The sequence below is a fragment of the Psychrobacillus insolitus genome (assembly GCF_003254155.1).
GTDB classification, from domain to species: domain Bacteria; phylum Bacillota; class Bacilli; order Bacillales_A; family Planococcaceae; genus Psychrobacillus; species Psychrobacillus insolitus.
Map to the genome: position 1 here is coordinate 138,692 of NZ_QKZI01000003.1, position 20,530 is coordinate 159,221.

General features: G+C 35.7%; 21 protein-coding genes and 1 pseudogene. 6 read left to right on the top strand and 16 right to left on the bottom strand.

Annotated features, from left to right (window positions below):
* Positions 1-109: 109 nt before the first annotated feature.
* Positions 110-346, bottom strand: a complete 237-nt coding sequence (locus C7437_RS10000) for an IDEAL domain-containing protein (protein WP_111439547.1) — start codon at positions 344-346, stop codon at positions 110-112.
* A gap of 187 nt (positions 347-533) precedes the next feature.
* Here C7437_RS10000 and C7437_RS10005 point away from each other — a divergent pair, with 187 nt between their 5' ends.
* A complete protein-coding gene (locus tag C7437_RS10005; protein WP_111439548.1) occupies positions 534-1,058 on the top strand; it encodes a competence protein ComK in 525 nt (174 codons plus the stop codon).
* Between the two features lie 4 nt (positions 1,059-1,062).
* Here C7437_RS10005 and C7437_RS17510 read toward each other — a convergent pair.
* Positions 1,063-1,428 (bottom strand): annotated as a pseudogene (locus C7437_RS17510) (YhjD family protein).
* Positions 1,429-1,885: 457 nt separating this feature from the next.
* Positions 1,886-2,116: a hypothetical protein gene (locus C7437_RS10015; RefSeq protein ID WP_111439549.1), complete on the bottom strand. Its 231-nt coding sequence runs from the start codon at positions 2,114-2,116 to the stop codon at positions 1,886-1,888.
* A 227-nt stretch (positions 2,117-2,343) separates the two neighbouring features.
* Between C7437_RS10015 and C7437_RS10020 the strand changes: the two genes are divergently transcribed.
* Positions 2,344-3,120, top strand: a complete 777-nt coding sequence (locus tag C7437_RS10020; protein ID WP_111439550.1) for an enoyl-CoA hydratase-related protein — start codon at positions 2,344-2,346, stop codon at positions 3,118-3,120.
* A 59-nt stretch (positions 3,121-3,179) separates the two neighbouring features.
* On the opposite strand, the gene C7437_RS10025 is transcribed toward C7437_RS10020, so the two are convergent.
* Both C7437_RS10025 and C7437_RS10030 read right to left on the bottom strand, forming a co-directional pair.
* A complete protein-coding gene (locus C7437_RS10025) occupies positions 3,180-3,500 on the bottom strand; it encodes a DUF378 domain-containing protein (protein WP_111439551.1) in 321 nt (106 codons plus the stop codon).
* A 204-nt stretch (positions 3,501-3,704) separates the two neighbouring features.
* Positions 3,705-4,673, bottom strand: a complete 969-nt coding sequence (locus C7437_RS10030; RefSeq protein ID WP_111439552.1) for a DMT family transporter — start codon at positions 4,671-4,673, stop codon at positions 3,705-3,707.
* A 138-nt stretch (positions 4,674-4,811) separates the two neighbouring features.
* Between C7437_RS10030 and C7437_RS10035 the strand changes: the two genes are divergently transcribed.
* Positions 4,812-5,699, top strand: coding sequence for a LysR family transcriptional regulator (locus C7437_RS10035; protein WP_111439553.1), 888 nt, complete (start codon positions 4,812-4,814; stop codon positions 5,697-5,699).
* A 429-nt stretch (positions 5,700-6,128) separates the two neighbouring features.
* Here C7437_RS10035 and C7437_RS10040 read toward each other — a convergent pair whose 3' ends face one another.
* The 4 genes from C7437_RS10040 to C7437_RS10055 are packed head-to-tail and all read right to left on the bottom strand — an operon-like array spanning position 6,129 to position 9,649.
* Entirely contained in the window at positions 6,129-6,851 is a 723-nt protein-coding gene (locus C7437_RS10040) for an amino acid ABC transporter ATP-binding protein (protein WP_111439554.1), read from the bottom strand.
* Positions 6,844-7,500, bottom strand: coding sequence for an amino acid ABC transporter permease (locus C7437_RS10045; protein ID WP_111439555.1), 657 nt, complete (start codon positions 7,498-7,500; stop codon positions 6,844-6,846). The genes C7437_RS10040 and C7437_RS10045 overlap by 8 nt, the downstream gene beginning before the upstream one ends.
* A 28-nt stretch (positions 7,501-7,528) precedes the next feature.
* Complete coding sequence (locus C7437_RS10050) at positions 7,529-8,326, bottom strand: transporter substrate-binding domain-containing protein (protein WP_111439556.1); 798 nt, start codon at positions 8,324-8,326, stop codon at positions 7,529-7,531.
* 18 nt (positions 8,327-8,344) lie between these two features.
* On the bottom strand, positions 8,345-9,649 hold the full coding sequence (locus tag C7437_RS10055; RefSeq protein ID WP_111439557.1) for an aspartate aminotransferase family protein: 1,305 nt from the start codon (positions 9,647-9,649) through the stop codon (positions 8,345-8,347).
* 427 nt (positions 9,650-10,076) lie between these two features.
* Between C7437_RS10055 and C7437_RS10060 the strand changes: the two genes are divergently transcribed.
* A complete protein-coding gene (locus C7437_RS10060) occupies positions 10,077-10,784 on the top strand; it encodes a class I SAM-dependent methyltransferase (protein ID WP_111439558.1) in 708 nt (235 codons plus the stop codon).
* On the opposite strand, the gene C7437_RS10065 is transcribed toward C7437_RS10060, so the two are convergent.
* Positions 10,765-11,619: a DUF2268 domain-containing putative Zn-dependent protease gene (locus tag C7437_RS10065; protein WP_111439638.1), complete on the bottom strand. Its 855-nt coding sequence runs from the start codon at positions 11,617-11,619 to the stop codon at positions 10,765-10,767. The genes C7437_RS10060 and C7437_RS10065 overlap by 20 nt on opposite strands.
* Positions 11,620-11,800: 181 nt before the next feature.
* Here C7437_RS10065 and C7437_RS10070 point away from each other — a divergent pair, with 181 nt between their 5' ends.
* Positions 11,801-12,052 carry a hypothetical protein gene (locus C7437_RS10070; RefSeq protein ID WP_111439559.1) on the top strand — a complete coding sequence of 84 codons (252 nt, stop codon included), beginning with the start codon at positions 11,801-11,803 and terminating at the stop codon, positions 12,050-12,052.
* A gap of 235 nt (positions 12,053-12,287) precedes the next feature.
* Here C7437_RS10070 and C7437_RS10075 read toward each other — a convergent pair whose 3' ends face one another.
* From C7437_RS10075 to C7437_RS10095, 5 genes are all read right to left on the bottom strand, one after another.
* The gene (locus C7437_RS10075; RefSeq protein WP_111439560.1) at positions 12,288-12,662 is read right to left on the bottom strand and encodes a hotdog family protein; all 375 of its coding nucleotides are present in this window, start codon (positions 12,660-12,662) and stop codon (positions 12,288-12,290) included.
* A gap of 325 nt (positions 12,663-12,987) precedes the next feature.
* On the bottom strand, positions 12,988-13,401 hold the full coding sequence (locus C7437_RS10080; RefSeq protein WP_111439561.1) for a VOC family protein: 414 nt from the start codon (positions 13,399-13,401) through the stop codon (positions 12,988-12,990).
* A 474-nt stretch (positions 13,402-13,875) separates the two neighbouring features.
* Positions 13,876-14,349 (bottom strand): S-ribosylhomocysteine lyase, encoded by a 474-nt coding sequence (locus tag C7437_RS10085; RefSeq protein WP_111439562.1) that lies wholly within the window; start codon positions 14,347-14,349, stop codon positions 13,876-13,878.
* Between the two features lie 63 nt (positions 14,350-14,412).
* Complete coding sequence (locus C7437_RS10090; protein ID WP_111439563.1) at positions 14,413-16,257, bottom strand: SLC13 family permease; 1,845 nt, start codon at positions 16,255-16,257, stop codon at positions 14,413-14,415.
* A gap of 180 nt (positions 16,258-16,437) precedes the next feature.
* Entirely contained in the window at positions 16,438-16,932 is a 495-nt protein-coding gene (locus C7437_RS10095; RefSeq protein WP_425450566.1) for a GNAT family N-acetyltransferase, read from the bottom strand.
* 174 nt (positions 16,933-17,106) lie between these two features.
* Here C7437_RS10095 and C7437_RS10100 point away from each other — a divergent pair, with 174 nt between their 5' ends.
* The gene (locus C7437_RS10100) at positions 17,107-18,462 is read left to right on the top strand and encodes an amino acid permease (protein WP_111439565.1); all 1,356 of its coding nucleotides are present in this window, start codon (positions 17,107-17,109) and stop codon (positions 18,460-18,462) included.
* 47 nt (positions 18,463-18,509) lie between these two features.
* On the opposite strand, the gene C7437_RS10105 is transcribed toward C7437_RS10100, so the two are convergent.
* Positions 18,510-20,486: a S9 family peptidase gene (locus tag C7437_RS10105; protein ID WP_111439639.1), complete on the bottom strand. Its 1,977-nt coding sequence runs from the start codon at positions 20,484-20,486 to the stop codon at positions 18,510-18,512.
* Positions 20,487-20,530: the final 44 nt, after the last annotated feature.

Here is a 20,530-nt window from a genome sequence, read left to right on the forward strand (position 1 = left end):
TATTATTTTCAGTTTACCATAATCTCTTTTTGAACACGAAGAAAACGAACGTATGTTTTTTCGTAAACATAAGAAAAAGCCGCTCTGCATAAGCGGCTTTGCTTTATGTTTAATTTACTTTTTGTAAATGATGTAACATATCTGTATATTTTATAAAAGCTACTTGATCTTTACCGTCCAGTGCCTCGTCTATTAACTTGACTAATCGATATTGACTTTGTTCCCGGTGGATAATGTTCAAAAACATATCAAGATAAATTTCATTTAACAGTTTTTCAGCGGAACTTTCTTTTCCTGTCTGACTCATTGCTTTTAAAAAATCCGTATATGAATATTGTTTGTCCATCTCCATCACCCCGATGCCTTTTTTTTATTATATAAAAATTAAAGCAAAGTTGCAATCCTTTTGTTTAAATATTTAGAAAATTTAAATCTCTTTACAAAGAAATAACATTAGAAAAAATGGTTTGGTATTGATTTCCTCCAAATATTAACTATAATTTAGCTATAACTAATTAAGGAGAGGAAAATAGATGACTATATTAAAAAATGAGCCACCTTTCGTAATTTCTTTTGAAACAGCTGTTTTAGAGTCAATTAGAGTTCAAAATAAGGTATTCACAAGAGTTACCCTTAACTCAGGAGAGGAATTTGTCGTAAATCTAAAGCCCTATGACATTATTAAAAAGTCTTGTTCACATTATGGGACTATTATTAAGTTAGTTAAAAAAAATTCACGGGATGCAATTGGAAATGTCTATAAATTACCCTTGGTTATATCACATGACTTTGGAATCCCGTGTATTTTCTTCCCTTTGTTATCGGAAAAGTCAGACTTTAACGTATGGTTTTCTTTAGATGCTATTCAAACATTTTCTTCATCTGATGATGGTGGATCCTTAATTTTTCTGAAAAACGGAAAAATTATACCAGTCAATTGTTCTCCGACTACTATGACTACACAATTCGCTCGTTCCTCTACGTTAAAAAATATTCATCAAAGTAAAATGAGAAAACTTTCGTCCAATTCTCTGGTAACAGAAATCGAACCTTTTTGATTGATTAAAATACCTTTTCTACAATGGCAAAATAAATAGAAAGTAACTCTTTAACTCGATTCCGGAGACGAACATTTAAATAACGACGATGTTCTTCGTAACCACCATGAAAAAACACATATTCTGTAAACATATCATCCCCCTCACCTCTAAGAACTTGCATACTATGCTTTTTTTAATAAACACGTGTTTCTTTTAACTCTTTTTGTACTTGCTTTGTTGCTCCTTCAACTATTGTTATATATGGTCGTTTCAATTTAAAAGGACCGCTTTCAAAAATTGTTCGGTCTTTCTCTAAAATTGTCAAAACCATTGGGAGATAAATCATATTTTCTAAATAAGGTATCGCCTCATCTAGTATAAGCGGCATAATTTCTCCTCCCCTTCACATAGAACACTTGTTCTTTTTATTGTACAACTTTTAACAAATAATGCAACCTCATCTGAATTTTTTTTTCCTGCACAAGAAAAAAACTGACATCTCATACGAAATGGCAGTTTTTTTGGTTCTTTATCAAATGAAGTTGGTGAAGAATTTTAGTCGGCTATAATTTATTTATTTATTTATTTATTTATTTATTTATTTATTTATTTATTTATTTATTTATTTATTTATTTATTTATTTGTCACGGGACTGTTCAGAAAGTCAGTAAAACTGATTTTCTGAGGCAATCTTTTTTCTATATCTAGTTGAACTTATGTTTCCAATATTCACTTTGCTGATTTTCGTTACGAGCGACGAGGAGGCTCACCGCACGCCCCACGGAAGGCATCCGCTTGTAACGAAAATCTGCGTGGCTCAGGATTTATTTACGATCTCCCCACTTCAGTTGCCCATGCACCTGCTTCTATATATATTATTCAAGGTCGTATGACTTACATTCAATAGATTCGCCCCAGTAATCATGTCGTCCCATCGTACTTCTTCACATGCAATTGCTAAATCTAAAAATGGTTTCCTAATTGTTTTCATTCCAATAAGTGTTTCTGAAACATCATCAGTAAGAGGGACTTCGTTGAGTAATTCTAACATCGGACGATGGAATATTATATCCATTAAAGAAAACATTCCTAATAAGAGAGCTTTCTATAAGGACCAAGCTACCACCTGAATTCTTGTTTTTAAACTCACGAAGTAATAGGACATACAACCAATGTTTCAGTTCTATCAAAAAGTTTAAGGAAAATCGATTTATTTTGAATCCATTTACTATAGACATGACAGAAAACTTATAAAATGGTATGTTTCGTATGGAAAAGTTTTTACACTTAGGAGGAAATGACATGGAATCCATTCAATTTGAGCAACATAATAATTTAGCATATGTGACACTAAACAGACCTGAAGCATTAAACGCATTTAATTACGAAATGTTGCGTAAACTAGGAGATATTGCAGAATCTATTCGTATAAATCCTGATATTCGTGTCGTTATTTTTACTGGTGCAGGTGAAAAGTCTTTCAGTGTTGGCGCAGATTTAAAAGAACGAAAAACATTAACTGAATTACAAGTAAAACGAAATATTTATAAAATTGGGGAAGTCTTTTCAGCTATTGAAAACCTACCCCAGCCTACAATTGCAATGTTAAATGGCTATGCTTTTGGAGGTGGTACAGAACTTGCTCTCGCATGTGATTTCCGCATCGCTGCGGATGATATCCAACTAGGTTTAACAGAGACCAGCTTAGCAATTATTCCTGGAGCAGGTGGTACACAACGTTTACCACGACTAGTTGGAGAAACAAAGGCGTTAGAATTAATATTGACTGCTAAAAGACTGCGAGCTGACGAGGCATTAACATGTGGTTTAGTAACAAAAGTAACTACTCGTGAAGCGTTGAAAGTGGAGACCGAAAGTTTTGCGGCACTCATGCTTGCCAATGGACCAATTGCACTACAACAAGCGAAGTTCGCTGTTAAGCATGGCATGAATGTCGATTTACAAACGGGGTTAAATATTGAACGGAAGGCATATGAAATGACGATTCCAACAGAAGATCGTATCGAAGCGTTGAATGCGTTTAGTGAAAAGAGAAAGCCAGTTTTCAAAGGAAAATAAAATAATAATAGGTAATAGCAATTAATTTAGCTATTACCTATCATTTTAATACAATTCAATTATTTCTCTTCGTCTTTATCTTTCTTAGGAAACGTCTTTACGTTAGTGAACTCTGGCTCCTCACTAAATTCTGTTTCATAATTGAGCTTTCTAGAACTTACACGATCAGTATCCACATCAAGATCTCTCATCGGTTCAAATAATAATGGAATACAAATCAGTCCACTCAACCCTACAAGGCCGTAGATAACTCTAGACATAAATTCATTTTGACCTCCAAATATTGACGCAACTAAATCAAATTGGAAAAAACCAATTAGTCCCCAGTTAATAGCCCCAACAAGTACGAGAAATAAAGCAATTCTCTGTATCGTTCTCACAAATTAACACCTCCTTCGTTTCCTTTAAGAAACAAAGCAACATAAAAACCAAATCCATTGCTCAGATTCATTCTTATCTTTCACAATAAACTTAACTTTATACAAAACGATGAAAAATACGATGAAAAGCGCATACAGAGTTCATAACCTCCGTTGCTGCCTACTTTTTAGATAAGAGGACTATTGTAATTCCAAAAGTTAATCTTATGAAACACTTTCATTCAATACTTTATTGAAACGCTTCGTTCCCATTTTTTTCTGAATTAATCGTACAAATATATTATTTGCAATTAAAGAGAAAACAATAAAAACGACTCCTATTAATTCATATGATGTTATTTGATTACCTTGAATAGCGGAAATTACTAATGTTGTTACTGGCACAAAATTTATAAATAATAAACCATTTAGCGGAGATAAAATACTAACTCCTACATTCCATCCGATTAATGCAATGACACCAGGAAATATTATCATGAATGATAAATGCGGACTGACAATTTTGATTGTTTCCATTGTAGGTACATGTATAAATCCAAAAAGAGTTAATACTAAAACGATAACCATGGCAGATACTGTTCCAAGTAGACAACTTAAAGTTGAATAGCGAAGCACAGACCAATCCCTAAACTTATCTCCGCCCATTGTATAGACAACCCAACCAATAACCGCGATAAAGATAAGAAGATAGGGAATTAGATTATCTGTTGCGGATAGAAATACGCCAAATTTACCCTTTGTAATCACTAAAAAAGCACCTATAAAAGCTAGAAATACACATATTAATGTGAATGTATAAGGTCGTTTTCTATGCATTATCCAAAATATTACAATAGATATCATAGGCATTAAAGATTCCATAATAGATGCTGCCATCACTCCTGACTCACCTAAAAGATCCTCTCCATAAAAAATAAGTAAATTATATACGGCAAAAGCCATTGTACCAAAAAACAACAATAGCATTCCTCTTCCTTCTAATCGGAAAGCCTGTGCTCCCTCTTTCCAAAATAGAAGTGCAACTAAAATTACCGTCACTGCTCCATAACGAATAATAGTAAAGTAAAATGGGTCAATATGTTTAAAAGCACTGTGAGCAACGGGAAACATAGCACCCCAGGAAACACTTGCAATAAAACATAGTAAAGCACCTAAAAACACATTATTTTTCAAGTACGACAGTCCTTTCTGAGTGTATTAATATTCATTAAACGCTATATTCCACTATCATGTAAAATGAATAATAATGATGTTTGCCATCAAGAATTGTGATATCATAATAAAAGCGATAAGTTAAGTGGGGTTAAAATAATGGAGTTTAAAGATTTGGAGATTTTCCAAACAGTTGCACAAAAAGGAACTGTCACGGAGGCAGCAAAAGAGTTACGCTATGTACAATCAAATATTACTTCGAGAATTCAGAAGTTAGAAACTGAATTAAATACTCCTTTGTTTAACCGACACAATCGAGGAATGAGTTTAACTCCAGAAGGAAAAAAACTATTAGTATATTGCGAGAAAATATTAGCCTTAACAAATGAAATGAAAAAAGTAGTACAGAGCAAGGAAGAGCCATCTGGAAAACTAGAAATTGGATCAGTAGAAACTGTCATCAAACTACCTCCAATTTTATCTGCCTATACCAAAAAGTATAAAAATGTGGATTTATCTCTTTTCTCAGGAGTCACAGAAAAATTGCAGAAAGATGTATTAAATCACCGTCTGGATGGAGCTTTCATAACGGAGACGGAGCTGCATCAAGATCTCATTTCCTATGATGTTTTTCAAGAAGAGCTTGTATTAATATCGGATCCGAATATAACATCAATGGAACAATTAATACGTGAACCCTTCTTATGTTTTAGCGAGGGTTGTGGCTATCGGGCAAGACTTACAGAATGGTATAAAGATCAACATATAACACCACAAAAAGTAATGGAGTTTGGTACTTTGGAAACAATTTTAAGCAGTGTTGTAGTAGGACTCGGCATTACATTTGTTCCAAAATCAGCTGTAGCCCATATTGAAAGTAGAGGTCTTATTAAATTCCATTCCCTACCTGAAAAATACAGTAAAATAAAAACAGTTTTTATTAGACGTTCTGATGCATACTTTACTTCTACTATTGAAAAGTTTATCGAAACAATCGAATTTAACAAAGGCGAGTCTTCTGAACATCTATCTTTTTACTTAGGGTAGAATAGAGTGCCAGGCACCAAGAAAAAAAGGTTCTTTGCCAAATGTACGTTGGTGAAGAATTTTAGTCGGCTATAATTGATTTACTTATTTATTTGTCGCGGGACTGTCCAGAAAGTCGGGAAAACTGATTTTTTGCGGCAGTCTTTTTTTATAGTTTTTCAAGTCTTGTTTTCTATATCTATTTGAACTTATGGTTCCAATATTCTCTTAGCTTATTTCGTTCCGAGCGGCGACTCCAGTGGGATTAGCGTGACAGGTGAGACCCCACAGGAGCGCGGTTTTCAAGGGTGAGGAGGCTCACCGCACGCCCCACGGAAAGCGTCCGCTCGGAACGAAATCAGCGTGGATCAGGATTTTATTTCACCAACGTCAGATATTGTACAACCTAAAAAGCAAACCCCTGATTAAAAGGGTTTGCTCGTTTAGAAATTATAGGACCTTAGCTAAAAAGTCTTTCGCACGTGCCGATTTCGGCTCCAAGAAAAACTGAGCTGGTGCTGTATCTTCAACTAGCTGACCGCCATCTAGGAATAAAATGCGATCCGCTACTTCACGTGCAAAGTTCATTTCATGCGTCACGATGACCATCGTCATACCTGAATCTGCAAGCGACTTGATAACTTCAAGTACTTCCTTTACCATTTCAGGATCGAGCGCAGAAGTAGGCTCGTCAAAAAGCATTACAGATGGATTCATCGCTAGCGCACGAGCAATAGCCACACGCTGCTTTTGCCCACCTGACAGGCGATTTGGATACTCAGCGCGTTTTTCAAAAAGTCCAACTTTACGTAGTAACTCATCCGCGGCTTCAATCGCTTGCTTCTTTGAAATACCCTGCACATTGATTGGAGCATACGTTACGTTTTCAAGCACTGTCTTGTGAGGGAACAAGTGGAAATGTTGAAACACCATTCCGACATTTTCGCGTACCTTCATAATGTTTGTTTTCTTGTCTGTTACGACATCCTTACCAATCGTAATAATACCCTTCGTTGGCTCCTCTAATAAGTTCATACAACGTAGAAACGTTGACTTTCCTGAACCAGAAGGCCCAATCACTGCAATTACTTCTTTTTCTTTAATTTCAGTTGAAATGCCTTTTAGCACTTCATTTTTTCCGAATGATTTATGCAAATTTTCTACTTTAATCACTTCTTCTCATCCTCTTTTCTAGCATTTTTCCAAGGAATGTTAAAATGAGTGTCATAATATAATAAATTACACCGGCAACTATTAATGCCTCTAAATAATGATAATTAGAGCCACCAACAACGACTGCACGTCGCATAATATCGAGTGCCCCGATCACCGTTACAATTGCAGATTCCTTATTTAATGTGATAAATTCATTCATCAATGCTGGCATGATATTTTTCATCGCCTGCGGTAAAATAATATCCTTCATCATTTTTGTATATGGAATACCTAATGCAAGTGATGCTTCCAGCTGGCCTTTATCGACCGCATTAATACCACCACGAATAATCTCAGAAATATAAGCTCCTGAATTTAAACCAAATGCAAGAATAGCAGCTGGCATTGGATCAATTTGAATATCAAATAACTGAGGAATCGCATAGTAAATAAGCATTAATTGTAATACAAGCGGGGTTCCGCGGAAAATAGATGTATAAAAATCTGCTAGTAATCGTAATATAGTAATTTTCCCAATTTTGCAAAGTGCTAATAAAACACCTAATACAAGACCCAAGATAGTTGCTCCAACAACGATTTGAAGCGTGATACCTATTCCTTTTAAAATATAAGGAATAGAGGGAACGACTGCTGTAAAATCTAACATCGTTGCCCTCCTTTCTTTTCAAGCTATATTATTCTGCTTCTACTACAAACCATTTCTGTCTTAACTTTTCAATTTCACCATTATCGATTAATTCTTGAATTGTTTCGTCAAACTGACCTTTTAACTCACTGCCTTCAGGGAATACAGCTGCTTTATAGTCAGCATCATCTACTACTACTGGGAAGAAAGTTAAATCAGTATTACGCTCTGTATAGTTTTCCGCTACAATATCTTCGATGATTGCAGCATCAAAACGTTTAGTCATTATATCTTGAAAAACCTCTGGAATTAAGTTACGGCTTTCAACTGTCATGTCTACAGTTTTCGCCACTTCATTTGCAAGGTCTTCTTGGATGGAAGAAACTTGAACTCCAACTTTTTTGCCTGCTAAATCTTCTACAGTTTCAATACCGCTATCTTTTTTCGTTACGACCATTTGTACTGTTTCGTTATAAGCGATTGAGAAATCTACTACTTTATCACGTTCTGGTGTTGAGCTCATACCAGCTAAAACGAAGTCTACTTTACCTGCTTGTATAGATGGAATTAAGCTGTTGAAGTCAATATTTTCAATGACAATTTCGTATCCTAATTTTTCACCGATTAAATTTGCTAGGTCAACGTCAAACCCGATAATTTCTTCGCTAACTGTAGGATCAACAAATTCGAATGGTGGATAATCAGCCGATGTCCCCATGGTTAATACTTTTTTGTCCTCTGTTTTTGTGCCTTCGTTACCTGATGTTTCTTCTTTGTCTGCTGTACCACATGCTCCTAAAACAGCAATCACTAGTACTAGCATCAACATAAATAATTTATTTTTCATGTTTTTCTCTCCTTTGAATTATATTTCGTCCATATACCGTTTAATAGCCTTTTCTAGCATTTCTAAACCATCATCAATTTGTTCCTTTGTTACAGTCAATGGCGGGATCATGCGGATGACTTCTCCAACAGTCCCACATAGATAAAAGAGCACGCCTTCTTCTAATGCATAATCGAGAATTTTCATTACTGCTTGTCCATCTAGCTCGCCTGTTTCAAGATTCGATATTTCAATCCCAATCATTAAACCAATTGAACGGACATCGCTAATAATAGGATATTTTGCTTGAAGCTCTATTAATTGCTCTTTTGCATAAGCTCCAACAACTTTCGAGTTTTCCACAAGTTTTTCCTCATGAAGTATTTCTAAAGTTGCCAAAGCTACTGAACATGCGATAGGGTTTCCACCGAAAGTTGTTCCATGTGTTCCTAATGGCCATTTTTTCATTAATTCCTTGGAAGCAACTGTCGCACTGAGTGGTAATCCTGATGCAATACCTTTTGCAATCGCCATAATGTCTGGTGTTACTTCAAAATATTGAGCTGCAAACCATTCGCCAGTACGGCCAAAACCTGTTTGCACTTCGTCGAAGATTAACAGGATACCATGCTCATCACAAATTTCTCGAATTTTCTTGACCCATGCCTTTGGAGGAATGATATATCCACCCTCACCAAGTACTGGCTCTAAAATAATACAAGCAACTTCCTCAGGTGTAACTTGATGCTGGAAAAGACGTTTAAAATCCTTCTCTAATTGTTCTACGCAATAGACTTCCGGATCCATTCCCTCTGGACAACTCTTTTCGTCCGCATAAGGAACCTGGTAAGACAAATGCGAAGGTTGTAAAAATTTACGATATTTGCTCTTCGATGTTGTCACACTTAGTGCTCCTAGTGAGCGACCATGAAAACAGCCCGTAAATGATACTACATATGGACGCTCTGTCACATATTTAGCAAGCTTCAATGCACCTTCAACCGCTTCGGTTCCGCTATTAGCAAAAAAGAAACAATCTAAATTTCCTGGTAAAACTTCGCCAAGGTTTTTTGCTAGTTTCAAAATCGATTCGTACATAATGACACCTGATGGTCCATGTACAAGTTGATCTGCCGCGTCCTTAATGCTTTGAACGATTTTTGGATGACGGTGCCCAGTGTTGGTTACCGCAATCCCTGATGTGAAATCCAAATACTTCTTGCCATCTACACCATAGTAGTAGCAGCCTTCTTCCTTCACAATCGGAATATTAGGATGATCTTTTGCCATACTCGGCGCTAAGTAATCCCCCATATTTTCATATAAATCTAGCCAGTTACTCATGTTGTTCACCTTCACTTTTCTACAAGTTAGTATAGTTTATTCCCATGATTTAGGATGTGCAATAACGATCGAAATTAGTATTAAAAACTACTAACTCATCCTTGAATGAATTTTCTAGGATTTATATAATATAAGCCTTTATGCATAAGTATTCAACAGAAAACTTCAATATTTTTAATGTTTAAATTGAATGAATTATTAAATATATATACTATCTAGAAATATTAGGAAGTTAATAAGAAAAACTCCCTTTTTTTACTTGAACGTTGCTAGTTCGCTTTGGACAAAAGTTGCGGTGATAAGATAAACGAGAAAAAGCCGAGAAAGTGACGTTGTCATTTCACACCCCCATACAGTTAAGGAAATAAATTTTGCATATTATAAGTTGTAATAAAATAAGTTGTAATAAAAATTGGAGGGAAATATAGTGTCTAATAGTTATTTAGATTTATTAGCTTATTTTGGAATTGGTGGTGCACATCCTGGAGGTTTCAATCTAACCCTATCTCTATTGGAAGATGAAAACATTCAACCAGTTGATTCTGTGCTTGATATAGGTTGTGGTACAGGACAGACGGCAGCTTTCTTGGCTGAAAGGTTTCATTGTCAAGTGACTGCAGTAGATAATCACCCGATTATGGTAGAAAAAGCTAGGGAACGATTTAAGAATAGGAAAGTCTCTGTCAATGCCATGGAAGGAGACACACAACATTTAGATTTCGCGGATAATTCCTTTGATTTAATCATAGCTGAATCTGTTATCGTTTTTACTGATATTTCAAAGACATTAAAGGAGCTTTCCAGAGTTCTGAAAAGTGATGGAAGAATGATTATCATTGAAATGATAGCTGAACAATACCTGACAGAAGAATTACAAAGAAAAGTATGCAGCCTATATGGCATACATGAGGTTTTAACTGAAAAACAATGGATATTGCAGTTACAGCAAGCTGGATTTACTCAAGTTGACATGATAAATACTCCGTCTGAATTTATCCAAAGTGACATTACTGACATAAATCAATCGAAAAACATAAATACAGATTTCTATGATTTATGGGAAGAGCATAACGAGTTTATACTTCGTAACCGCAAATTCATCGGTTACCGTACATTTAGTTGTCACTTAACATAATAGGAAATTTGGATCCGGCTATTATTTCTTCAGAGGATTTGGTATATAACTCGCCATTTGGAAAAGGACCGTGTTTCTTTTGGTAGGTGTTCACAATTTGAAACCCTATATGATACCCAATCCATTTAGGAAACGGACTTCTCATTTTACCGTATAAAAACAGATGATGATTATTAACTCCCAAAACATTCAAAGAAGGAATAAAGTGCTTTTTCCATATATTAATAGCATCTTCATGTGAATAGAGATTTATCCAAGGTGCTAAAAACTTCTTACCATACAGATCCTTGACTGCATACTCCCCAAGACCCTCGATGATCAACGAATCCTTCAAAGGAATTTTATCAGGAGCCAAATCTAATAAGTTTAGTCGGCAAACATGGTTATATTCATGCGCCAATAATGCCTTTATTTCTTCTATAGTTAGCTCGGCAGACAAAAATAAGAATATCGCCCCTTTATATGCGACCCCATTTTTATTGGGCATTTGCTCTCCTGATTTTAGACTTGCTTTTTTTAGAGGGAAAATATAGATGGAAGCCTTTGGACCATTCCATAATTTTCTTAGAAATCGGTATTCCTGTTTCACAATTCCCCAAACGTTCTGTACTTCCATCTCTTTTACAGTGCTTGCTATGTTTATCCATTCATCAGACTCAAATAATCCATGGCCAAGAAGTTCATATTGCCATACTTCAGGTGTTATTTTAGGAAATAACTTCATAAGTGGACGGCATATTATTTCACGCTGCATATAAGAAGAATTTTTTCCCGATTGTTCCTCACATAACTCTGCAAATTTATAAAGCCAATCGTATGTTTGAATTACCGACAAGTATCCCATCCTTTTCCATTCTTTATGTTGTAGTATATGTTTCGAATTCCTTATTGTTTTTTGGAATTTGATTTTCACATTAATAACCATTCTCTAGACGTTTGTCTATTACGTAAGTCTATCAACTGAATATATTAATAGAACATACTTGTATGAATCTATTTTTGAAAGGAGGATGAAAATGTATCAATCTAATTTATATAATCAATGTTGTAGATATCATGGGCAAAAGGTGAGAATTACTTGTCGGGATGGTAGCGTTCATGTAGGAGAAATAACTAGAGTTAGTAGAGATATGGTCTGGATCCGACCTGATGAAAATCTTGGTGGTTATGGTTTGGGATTCTTTGGAAGACGTGGATTTGGACTTGGATTTGGCATCGCTCTTGGTGCAATTACAGGCATCGTCCTGGCTTCCGCATTTTTTTGGTAAAACACACTCTATACTATTCATATTGGTTAAGCTAAACGAAGAAAAGCACAAGCACCCGTTGTCCACTTGAAAGCTTTTATTTCCAATAAAACTAGAGCGTTACTACATTAGATTATGTAGTAACGCTCTTAAAAGTTAGTGAATTCGATTTCGAACCTTCGAGTAACGTACCAAGTTAGTGAAAAGAAAAAATGTTTTTCTCCGTACTTTCCGTCCCTTATGAGAACATATGAGTTTATAATATTACTCCCGCAAAGTTCCCTCTCAATACTTGTTTCTCATGCTGATTTGTACATAAAAAAGAGCTAGTAATATGTGTTCTATTATCCCGCTTTTCAAATTGCTCAATTGTTACTTCGCAAATTATTGTATCACTAGTAAATACTGGTCTTAAAAACTCAAAATTCATAGTACGAGCTAATACGTTATTATCTCCACCAACTTTTGTTGGAAGAGTTGCCGTTAGTAATCCTTGAACTACAAGTCTTCCCTGCTCATCAGGGGTTAAATGATGAATACCTTTATCACCTGAAACCTTAGTAAACATTTCAACATCTTCTGTTGTGAAAGTCCGTTCAAATGTAATAATATCGCCTACTTTTAATGACAATTTAATTCCTCCTAAAATTTAATGAACTACCAATTATGATTGAGCGTTCAATCAATTAATTACATCATACCGAATTAACTGAACAGTTAGAATAATCGTACTGATAATTATATCTATTCTAAGTTACTCATCTCAAAAGATTCTTAGTAATCGCGTCACATTAATTGAAGGAATTGTTATGTAAGTAACTTTAAATTTAAGACAAAAATAAAAAACATCCCTCATTACTAAGAAATGTTTTATAACTATAAATGATTCAATTTTTAACTTGTTCAACTAATCCGCTGTGTAAGTTGAACAGCATTATAGTTTAATTAAGTTTTCTTTAATTATTTGGATAACTACAAAGTTCTATCAAAGTTCCATCAGTTGATGCCGGATTAATATAAATTAGTCTTCTTCCACGGGTGTTAGTACGTAGTGTGTCCTCTAGAAAACGAACTCCATTTTTACTTGCCTCGAGTATTGCTTTGTCCAAATCGTCCACTCGATATGCCATATGATGCACCCCTTTCCCTCGTTGCTTAATAAACCGAGCCATTGGCGAGTTCTTGTTGGTTGGTGCCAGCAATTCAATTACTTTATCATTAGTTCTGACAACAGCAACATGTACTTCAACACCAGGTGCATCACTTGTATAACGGTCCTCCAATGACCCATTTAATACATTAAGATAAAAAGGAAGAGCGTCGTCAATACTTCTAACAGCAATTCCAACGTGATCTAAAATATATTCCAATTTAGTTCCTCCTTTTCAGCATAATCTTCGTAGCCTGTGTTCCAAACAAACTTTACCATTCATTTAATAATTTTTCAGTAGTATTTCGTTGATTAATGTGTAAATTAGTAAATGTTCATCACTAATTACGCTCTAATCCATTCCATCCCACCCAAATATACTCTACAATTAATAATCATCCCTAACAGAAAGTCGCTGAAATTATTTCCTCATCCAAGTATCATTCATAAACATAACCAAGAATTGATCTCTAAAAAACTACGAAAACCAAAAATGAGCAAAATTGACGTACGACATAATTTAAAATAAGTGCTAATGTAGGAGAAAAGCCCCTTTTTGCACTTAATTACGGATATGTCGTATATTCATATTTGCTTGATTTTAAAGAAGTGACTGGTACGTTTGGCCGATCTTTTAAAAAAGGCATCTTTCCATTGTGTTTATACAATGAAAAGACACCTTATATATGCTTTATTATTTAATCTCTTCTTGGTAAATTTGACGCCATTCATCTTTTTTAGCTAGCATTTCTTTTGCAATCTCTTTTGCTCCATCTAAACTATGACTAGCTGCCCATCCGCATTGCACTTCATTACATGCAGGAACTTCTGTCGCTACTAGTACATCCTCTAATGTTTTTTCTAAAATTTCTAGAATTTCATCGTAATTATCGTGATTGATCACAGATAAATAAAAACCTGTTTGGCAACCCATTGGACTTAAATCTACCACTTGATCGGTGTGGTTACGAATTTTTTCTGCCATCAAATGTTCTAAAGAATGTAATCCTGGCATTTCCATATGTTCTTTATTTGGTTGTTTGAAACGGATATCATATTTATAAATTTCGTCTCCATGAGTTCCTACTTTTGTTCCAGCTAAGCGAACAAATGGTGCGACAACCTTTGTGTGATCTAGGTTAAAACTTTCTACATTCATTTTTTGCATATGTGTACCCTCACTTTTCAGAATTTAATTAATTTCATTATATCATATTAATCTTCTTGGTTTTTATAGTGGAAAGAAAATCGGAATCACAATCATCATAACGATGAACATAACGATTTGCAATGGAATTCCTGCTTTTACAAAATCGAAGAACTTATACCCTCCAGCAGTCATTACAAGTGCATTTGTCGGCGATGCAACTGGTGTCGCAAAAGCCATACTCGAAGAAACAGCAATCGCGATTAAAAATGTATATGGATTTGATCCCATACTAATTGCTGCACTCATCGCAATCGGGGCAAACAAAACCGCAGTCGCTGTATTGCTTATAAATTGACCAAACACCATTGTGATAAAATAAATTCCTGCAAGTACACCCATTGCCCCAAAGCCACCAAGAAGTTCAATTATTCCTTCAGAGAGAATGACCATCCCACCTGTTTTTTCAAGTGCTGTAGCCATCGGAAGCATCGCTGCGATTAACACAATACTTTCCCAGTTCATCTTGCCATAAGCATCATCCATATTACGCAAACATCCTGTAATCACCATTAGCACTGCTCCGATTAATACAGAAATGACAGCAGGGAAAACTTCAGAAATCATTAATATAATCATGAATAGCATAATTGCACCTGCAATCGGAGCTTTTCCACTAGCAGCTGCCATACTTGCATGCTCTTTTGGTTGTCCAACTACGACAACATCATTCATCGCTCTAGCAAGAACTTCAATCTCATCCCAGGCACCTTGCACTAAAAGAGCATCACCGAAACGAAGCCGTACATGCGCCATTTCACTTAACACATAATCCCCTTTTCGATTGACTCCTAGAATATTTAAATTATATTTTTCACGAAAACCAATACTACCTACTGTTTCATTGATTAAACTTGAATGTGGCGTTAATAGAACTTCGGCTATACCAAACTGTTTGGATACTAATTCACTTGCTTCCGAATCTTGTTGTTCAATGTCTAAACCAAAGTCGGAAACAAACTGCTTTATATCACTCAATGCTCCTTGAATATATAACGTATCGTTTGAGTGAATAATACTGGAAGCACTAGCCATTTCTTGATATGAAATAGGAAGTAAATTTAACCCCTCCATCGATTTACGTTCTATTTTCAATATCGCTAGATGGTATTTCGCAGGCAGTTTTAAATCTGCTAATTGTTTATCAATAATACTAGAACCTTCTGGAACCTTTAAATGATGTAAATTCCCTCCAAGTTCATAGTCAATTGCGAGTTGCTTTGGCGAAAGTTTATGTCCTTCTCTTTGTGCATTTTTATTTTCCCCACTTGGAAGAATATATTTCCGTGCAACTACAAAATAAAGAATTCCAACTATTATAGCAATAACTCCAACTGGCGTAATCTCAAAGAAACCAAGCTTTTCATACCCGTTTTCAACCAGTACTTGACTAACAATTAGATTGGCTGGCGTAGCGATAAGCGTTAAAAGCCCCGACAAACTACTGATATACGATAGTGGTATTAAATAATTCGAAGGACTGCTATTTATACTAATTGCGATACTAATGACAATCGGAAGCATTAATGCAACAGTTCCTGTATTACTCATAAATGCACCTACACCACCTGTAATGATGAGCAATAAAACAAATAACTTTTGCTCACTTTCTCCAGATAATTTAAGGAGTAAATTACCCGCAGACTGCGCAAGTCCCGTCCGTACAATACCTGCACCCACAACAAATAATCCAGCTATCATGATAACAACTGAATTCGAAAACCCTGCAATCGCCTCATTAGTATCTAATATCCCCGTAATGACAAATGCTAAAAGCGCTAAAATAGCTACTAAATCAGCTCGTACTCTGTTACTTATAAACAAAACAATAGTTATCGCTAATATAATAAACGTTATCGCTAGTTGCATATGAGTTTAAATTCCTTCCATCAAAATATACTTTCTATTATATAAGATGACAGAAGAAAGGTCGCCTGATACCTCATCAATTTCAATCATTTCTTACTTGAAAGGTCACATATTTTTCAATAATATGAGGTGATAGGTAGAACATGTTTATTCGCAGAATGATTCAGTAGATATTTTTGCTTATTCCATATCATCTATAACCCATTCTTCTCGGAGTATCCCCATGCGTATGGAGTCATAGTAAACACCATTATAGAAGCGGCAATTTCGTAGTCTTGCTTCCATCGTCATTCCTAGTTTCTCTCCAACTTTAATCATTCGTTCATTGCCAGACCAAGTGGTATAACCAACACGGACAAGTGGTAATTCGTTGAATAAATGCGTAATCCACAAACGCATCGCTTCCGTACCAATACCTCCACTCCAATATTTCGGTTCATGAATAACAATACCCATCTCTAACCATAGCGATGCTTCGTGCTCCCAGTAATAACAAAGAGTACCTACTAACTCTTCTTCCAGATAAATGCCCCAGAAATCATCTTGATCTATGTAATGATGCTTTTTCTCTAAAAATTCCTCTAATGTTTTTGGTTCATATGGAAAATAAGGAGCATCCCACTTTTTCCATTCAGGTGCTTCTTCTTTTGCACTTAACTCCCATAAACGAACCATGTCCTCTTCTACTACTTTTCTAATATTTACTGTCCTCAATTTCATAGCCCCCGTCCCAATAACATATACATTATGTTACCACATATAATTTTGCTAGACTCTTCTCTTCTAATACTCTATTATTTAAAAAGTGTTATAGTACAGTAGTATTTATTGAATAAGGAGTGAAACACAATGGGTGGAAATCAACAATTACAACGTGGATTAGAACAACGGCATATCACCTTAATGTCTTTAGGAGCCGCAATTGGAGTTGGGTTATTCTTAGGTTCTGCTACAGCTATTCGACTTGCAGGACCTGCAATTCTTATTTCATACATAATTGGCGGCTTTGCCATATTAATCATTATGCGTGCACTTGGTGAAATGGCTGTTTATAATCCAGTATCCGGATCTTTTAGTAGGTACGCAAAGGATTATTTAGGACCGCTTGCGGGCTATATTACTGGTTGGAATTATTGGTTTTTATGGGTTGTAACCTGTATGGCCGAGATTACAGCAGTAGGTGTTTACATGAAGATGTGGTTCCCGGATACAGCAAGCTGGATTTGGGCCCTAGCAGCACTAATTGTCATGACATTAGTCAACTTAATAGCAGTTAAAGCTTATGGGGAATTTGAGTTTTGGTTTGCGCTCATTAAAATTGTTGCCATACTAGCAATGATATTTATGGGACTAGGTGTAATTATTTTTGGGATTGGGAATGGCGGAGTGGCTGTTGGGATTAGTAATTTATGGTCGAACGGCGGATTTGCCCCAAATGGAGTTACAGGTGTTTTGATGTCCTTGCAAATGGTTATGTTTGCTTACCTAGGTGTTGAGATGATTGGTGTAACAGCTGGTGAAGCAAAAAACCCGAAAAAGGTCATTCCTCGTGCAATAGATACTGTTTTTTGGCGTATCTTATTGTTTTATGTAGGTGCTTTATTTGTCATTATGTCTATATATCCTTGGAATGAAATAGGTGAAAATGGAAGTCCTTTCGTCTTGATGTTTGAGAAAATTGGCATTGGGCCGGCTGCTGGAATTATCAATTTTGTTGTCTTAACGGCTGCACTATCTAGCTGTAATAGTGGGATTTTCAGTACAGGGCGCATGCTATTTAATCTAGCGGAGCAAAAACAAGCTTCTGCATCATTTAAGAAAATTAGTAGAACTGGTGTCCCTTCGAAAGCTATCCTATTCTCTGCTTTCTTATTATTAATAGGAGTTTTGTTAAATTATCTTGTACCGGAAAAAGTGTTTATATGGGTAACAAGTATTTCTACATTCGGTGCTGTTTGGACATGGGGCATTATATTATTGTCCCAATTAAAATTCCGAAAATCGCTCTCTAAAGGAGAGGTTTCCAGGTTAACGTATAAAGCTTTACTATATCCACTTGGATCGTATCTTGTACTTGCCTTTTTGGTGTTAGTACTCGTGCTCATGGCGTACTTCCCAGATACGAGAATTGCTTTAATCGTAGGACCTATATGGGTTATTAGTTTAGTGTTTATCTATTATAAAAAAGGATTTCATAAACAATAAAAAACAAGCCTTACTTTCATTTCGAAATGAAAGTAAGGCTTGTTTTTTCAAATATATTTCTTAAACCATCCGGTAATTTGTTTTAAACGCTCTATACGTAAATTTGGCAAACCTGTTCTCGACAAATTATGACTTGCTTCTGGGAATCGAACAAAGCTCGTTTCTTTCCCCATTGCTTTCAACGTAATATATAATTGTTGACCTTGTTCAATTGGGCAACGATAGTCATTTTCACTATGCAAAATAAGTAACGGTGTATCAATGTTTGCTGCATATTTTAACGGAGATGCATTCCAAAGTTTATCAATATCTGTCATATCTGCTCCAATTTGCCAAGGTGTAAGATAGTAGCCAACATCAGATACACCATAAAAACTGACCCAGTTAGATATAGAACGCTGTGTGACAGCTGCTTTAAAACGATTGGTATGACCAACAATCCAGTTAGTCATAAATCCTCCATAGCTTCCACCGGTTACACCAAGTCTCGTTTCATCGATCCAGTCGTTTTCTTTCACTACATACTCTAGCCCTGCCATAATATCTTCATAGTCACCGCCACCATAATCTCCTCTTACAGCGTCGACAAATGCTTGGCTATAGCCATGGCTACCTCTTGGATTTACATAAAGGACACCGTAACCTTCCGCAGCCAATAGCTGGAACTCATGGGAAAACGTATTCGCATACATTGTATGTGGACCGCCATGTATTTCGACAACTAGAGGGTACTTCTGACCTTCTTCATATCCAACTGGCTTCATCAACCAACCATACACATCCCAGTCCTTTGCACCTTTATATACAACAACTTCTGGTTCGACAAGCTCAACGTCTTTAATAAATGTTTCATTAAAATTTGTAAGGGCAGTTCTTTCACCAGTCGCTAAATTCTGGCAAAATAATTCCCCGGGAAATATTGAGGTACTTATTGTCACAAGAGCAAATATTCCTGATGCATCCACATCATAGCCATACACATGCTCATACTCACCAGTTGCTGGATATAACTCACCTTCAAGTGAAGCAAAATACAGACGAACATCTCCCATTGTAGATAGTTGGAAATATAAATGGTTACTTTCCGTCCAAACAACACTTGGCGCACGTCCACCTTGCTGGAAATCAGCCGCAACATAATCACCAACTGGTGCATCGATTCCTTCCGTTAATGATTGGCGAATTCCGGTGCCTAACTCATATATGTAGACTTCTGAATGAGTAGCATTTTGGAAAGTACAAGGCGACCCGACAAATGCTAAATATTGGTCGTCTTTCGAAAATGCCACTCCTCCAAAATAACCCTCTTCATCAACTATCACAGTTTCAACTTTTGTCTCCACATCAACTAATAGCAAAGGCTCTCGGAATGAAAAGTCTTGATTTTCTTCCCGATTTACACCAATAACAAGTTTTTTTCCATCATGAGAAATCGTTTCTAAATTATAATGGTAATTACCTACCTTGAATGGAACAATTTCTTCTGTATTTAGATCGATCCAGCCAATTTGCTTATACGTATCTTTTGGTAATAAACCAGTACCATCCATATGATATTTCATCTGATCTACTACATATACTTCAGGTAATTTTATCTCTTTTTTATCAGCTTTTTCAGACCATGTTTTGCCTTCTTTCAGGAGAGCAGAAATCCAAATTTTTTCACTACAAGGAGACCATACAAAACTAGAAACTCCATTTTCTAAATCTGTTAGTTTTTTTGCTTCTCCTCCATCTGAAGACATTAAAAATAATTGATTCTTTTCTTCTCGATTAGATAAAAAAGCGATACTTTTTCCATCATTTGACCACTGAGGGCAAGAAATAATCTCTTTCGTATATGTCCACTGCGAAACAGCTTTTGTTTCTAAATTGACATGATGCAGATATGTATAATATTTATTATCCAATTCATGCATGATAGTTCGAATAAATACTGCCTCTTTCCCACTTGGTGCTAATACCGGATTCGTTATTGAGTGCAGTTTAAATAAATCAGTTGCTATTAATTTTCTTTTAGTCATATATATCCCTGCTTTCCATATGTCCATAGTATTATATTTCGACA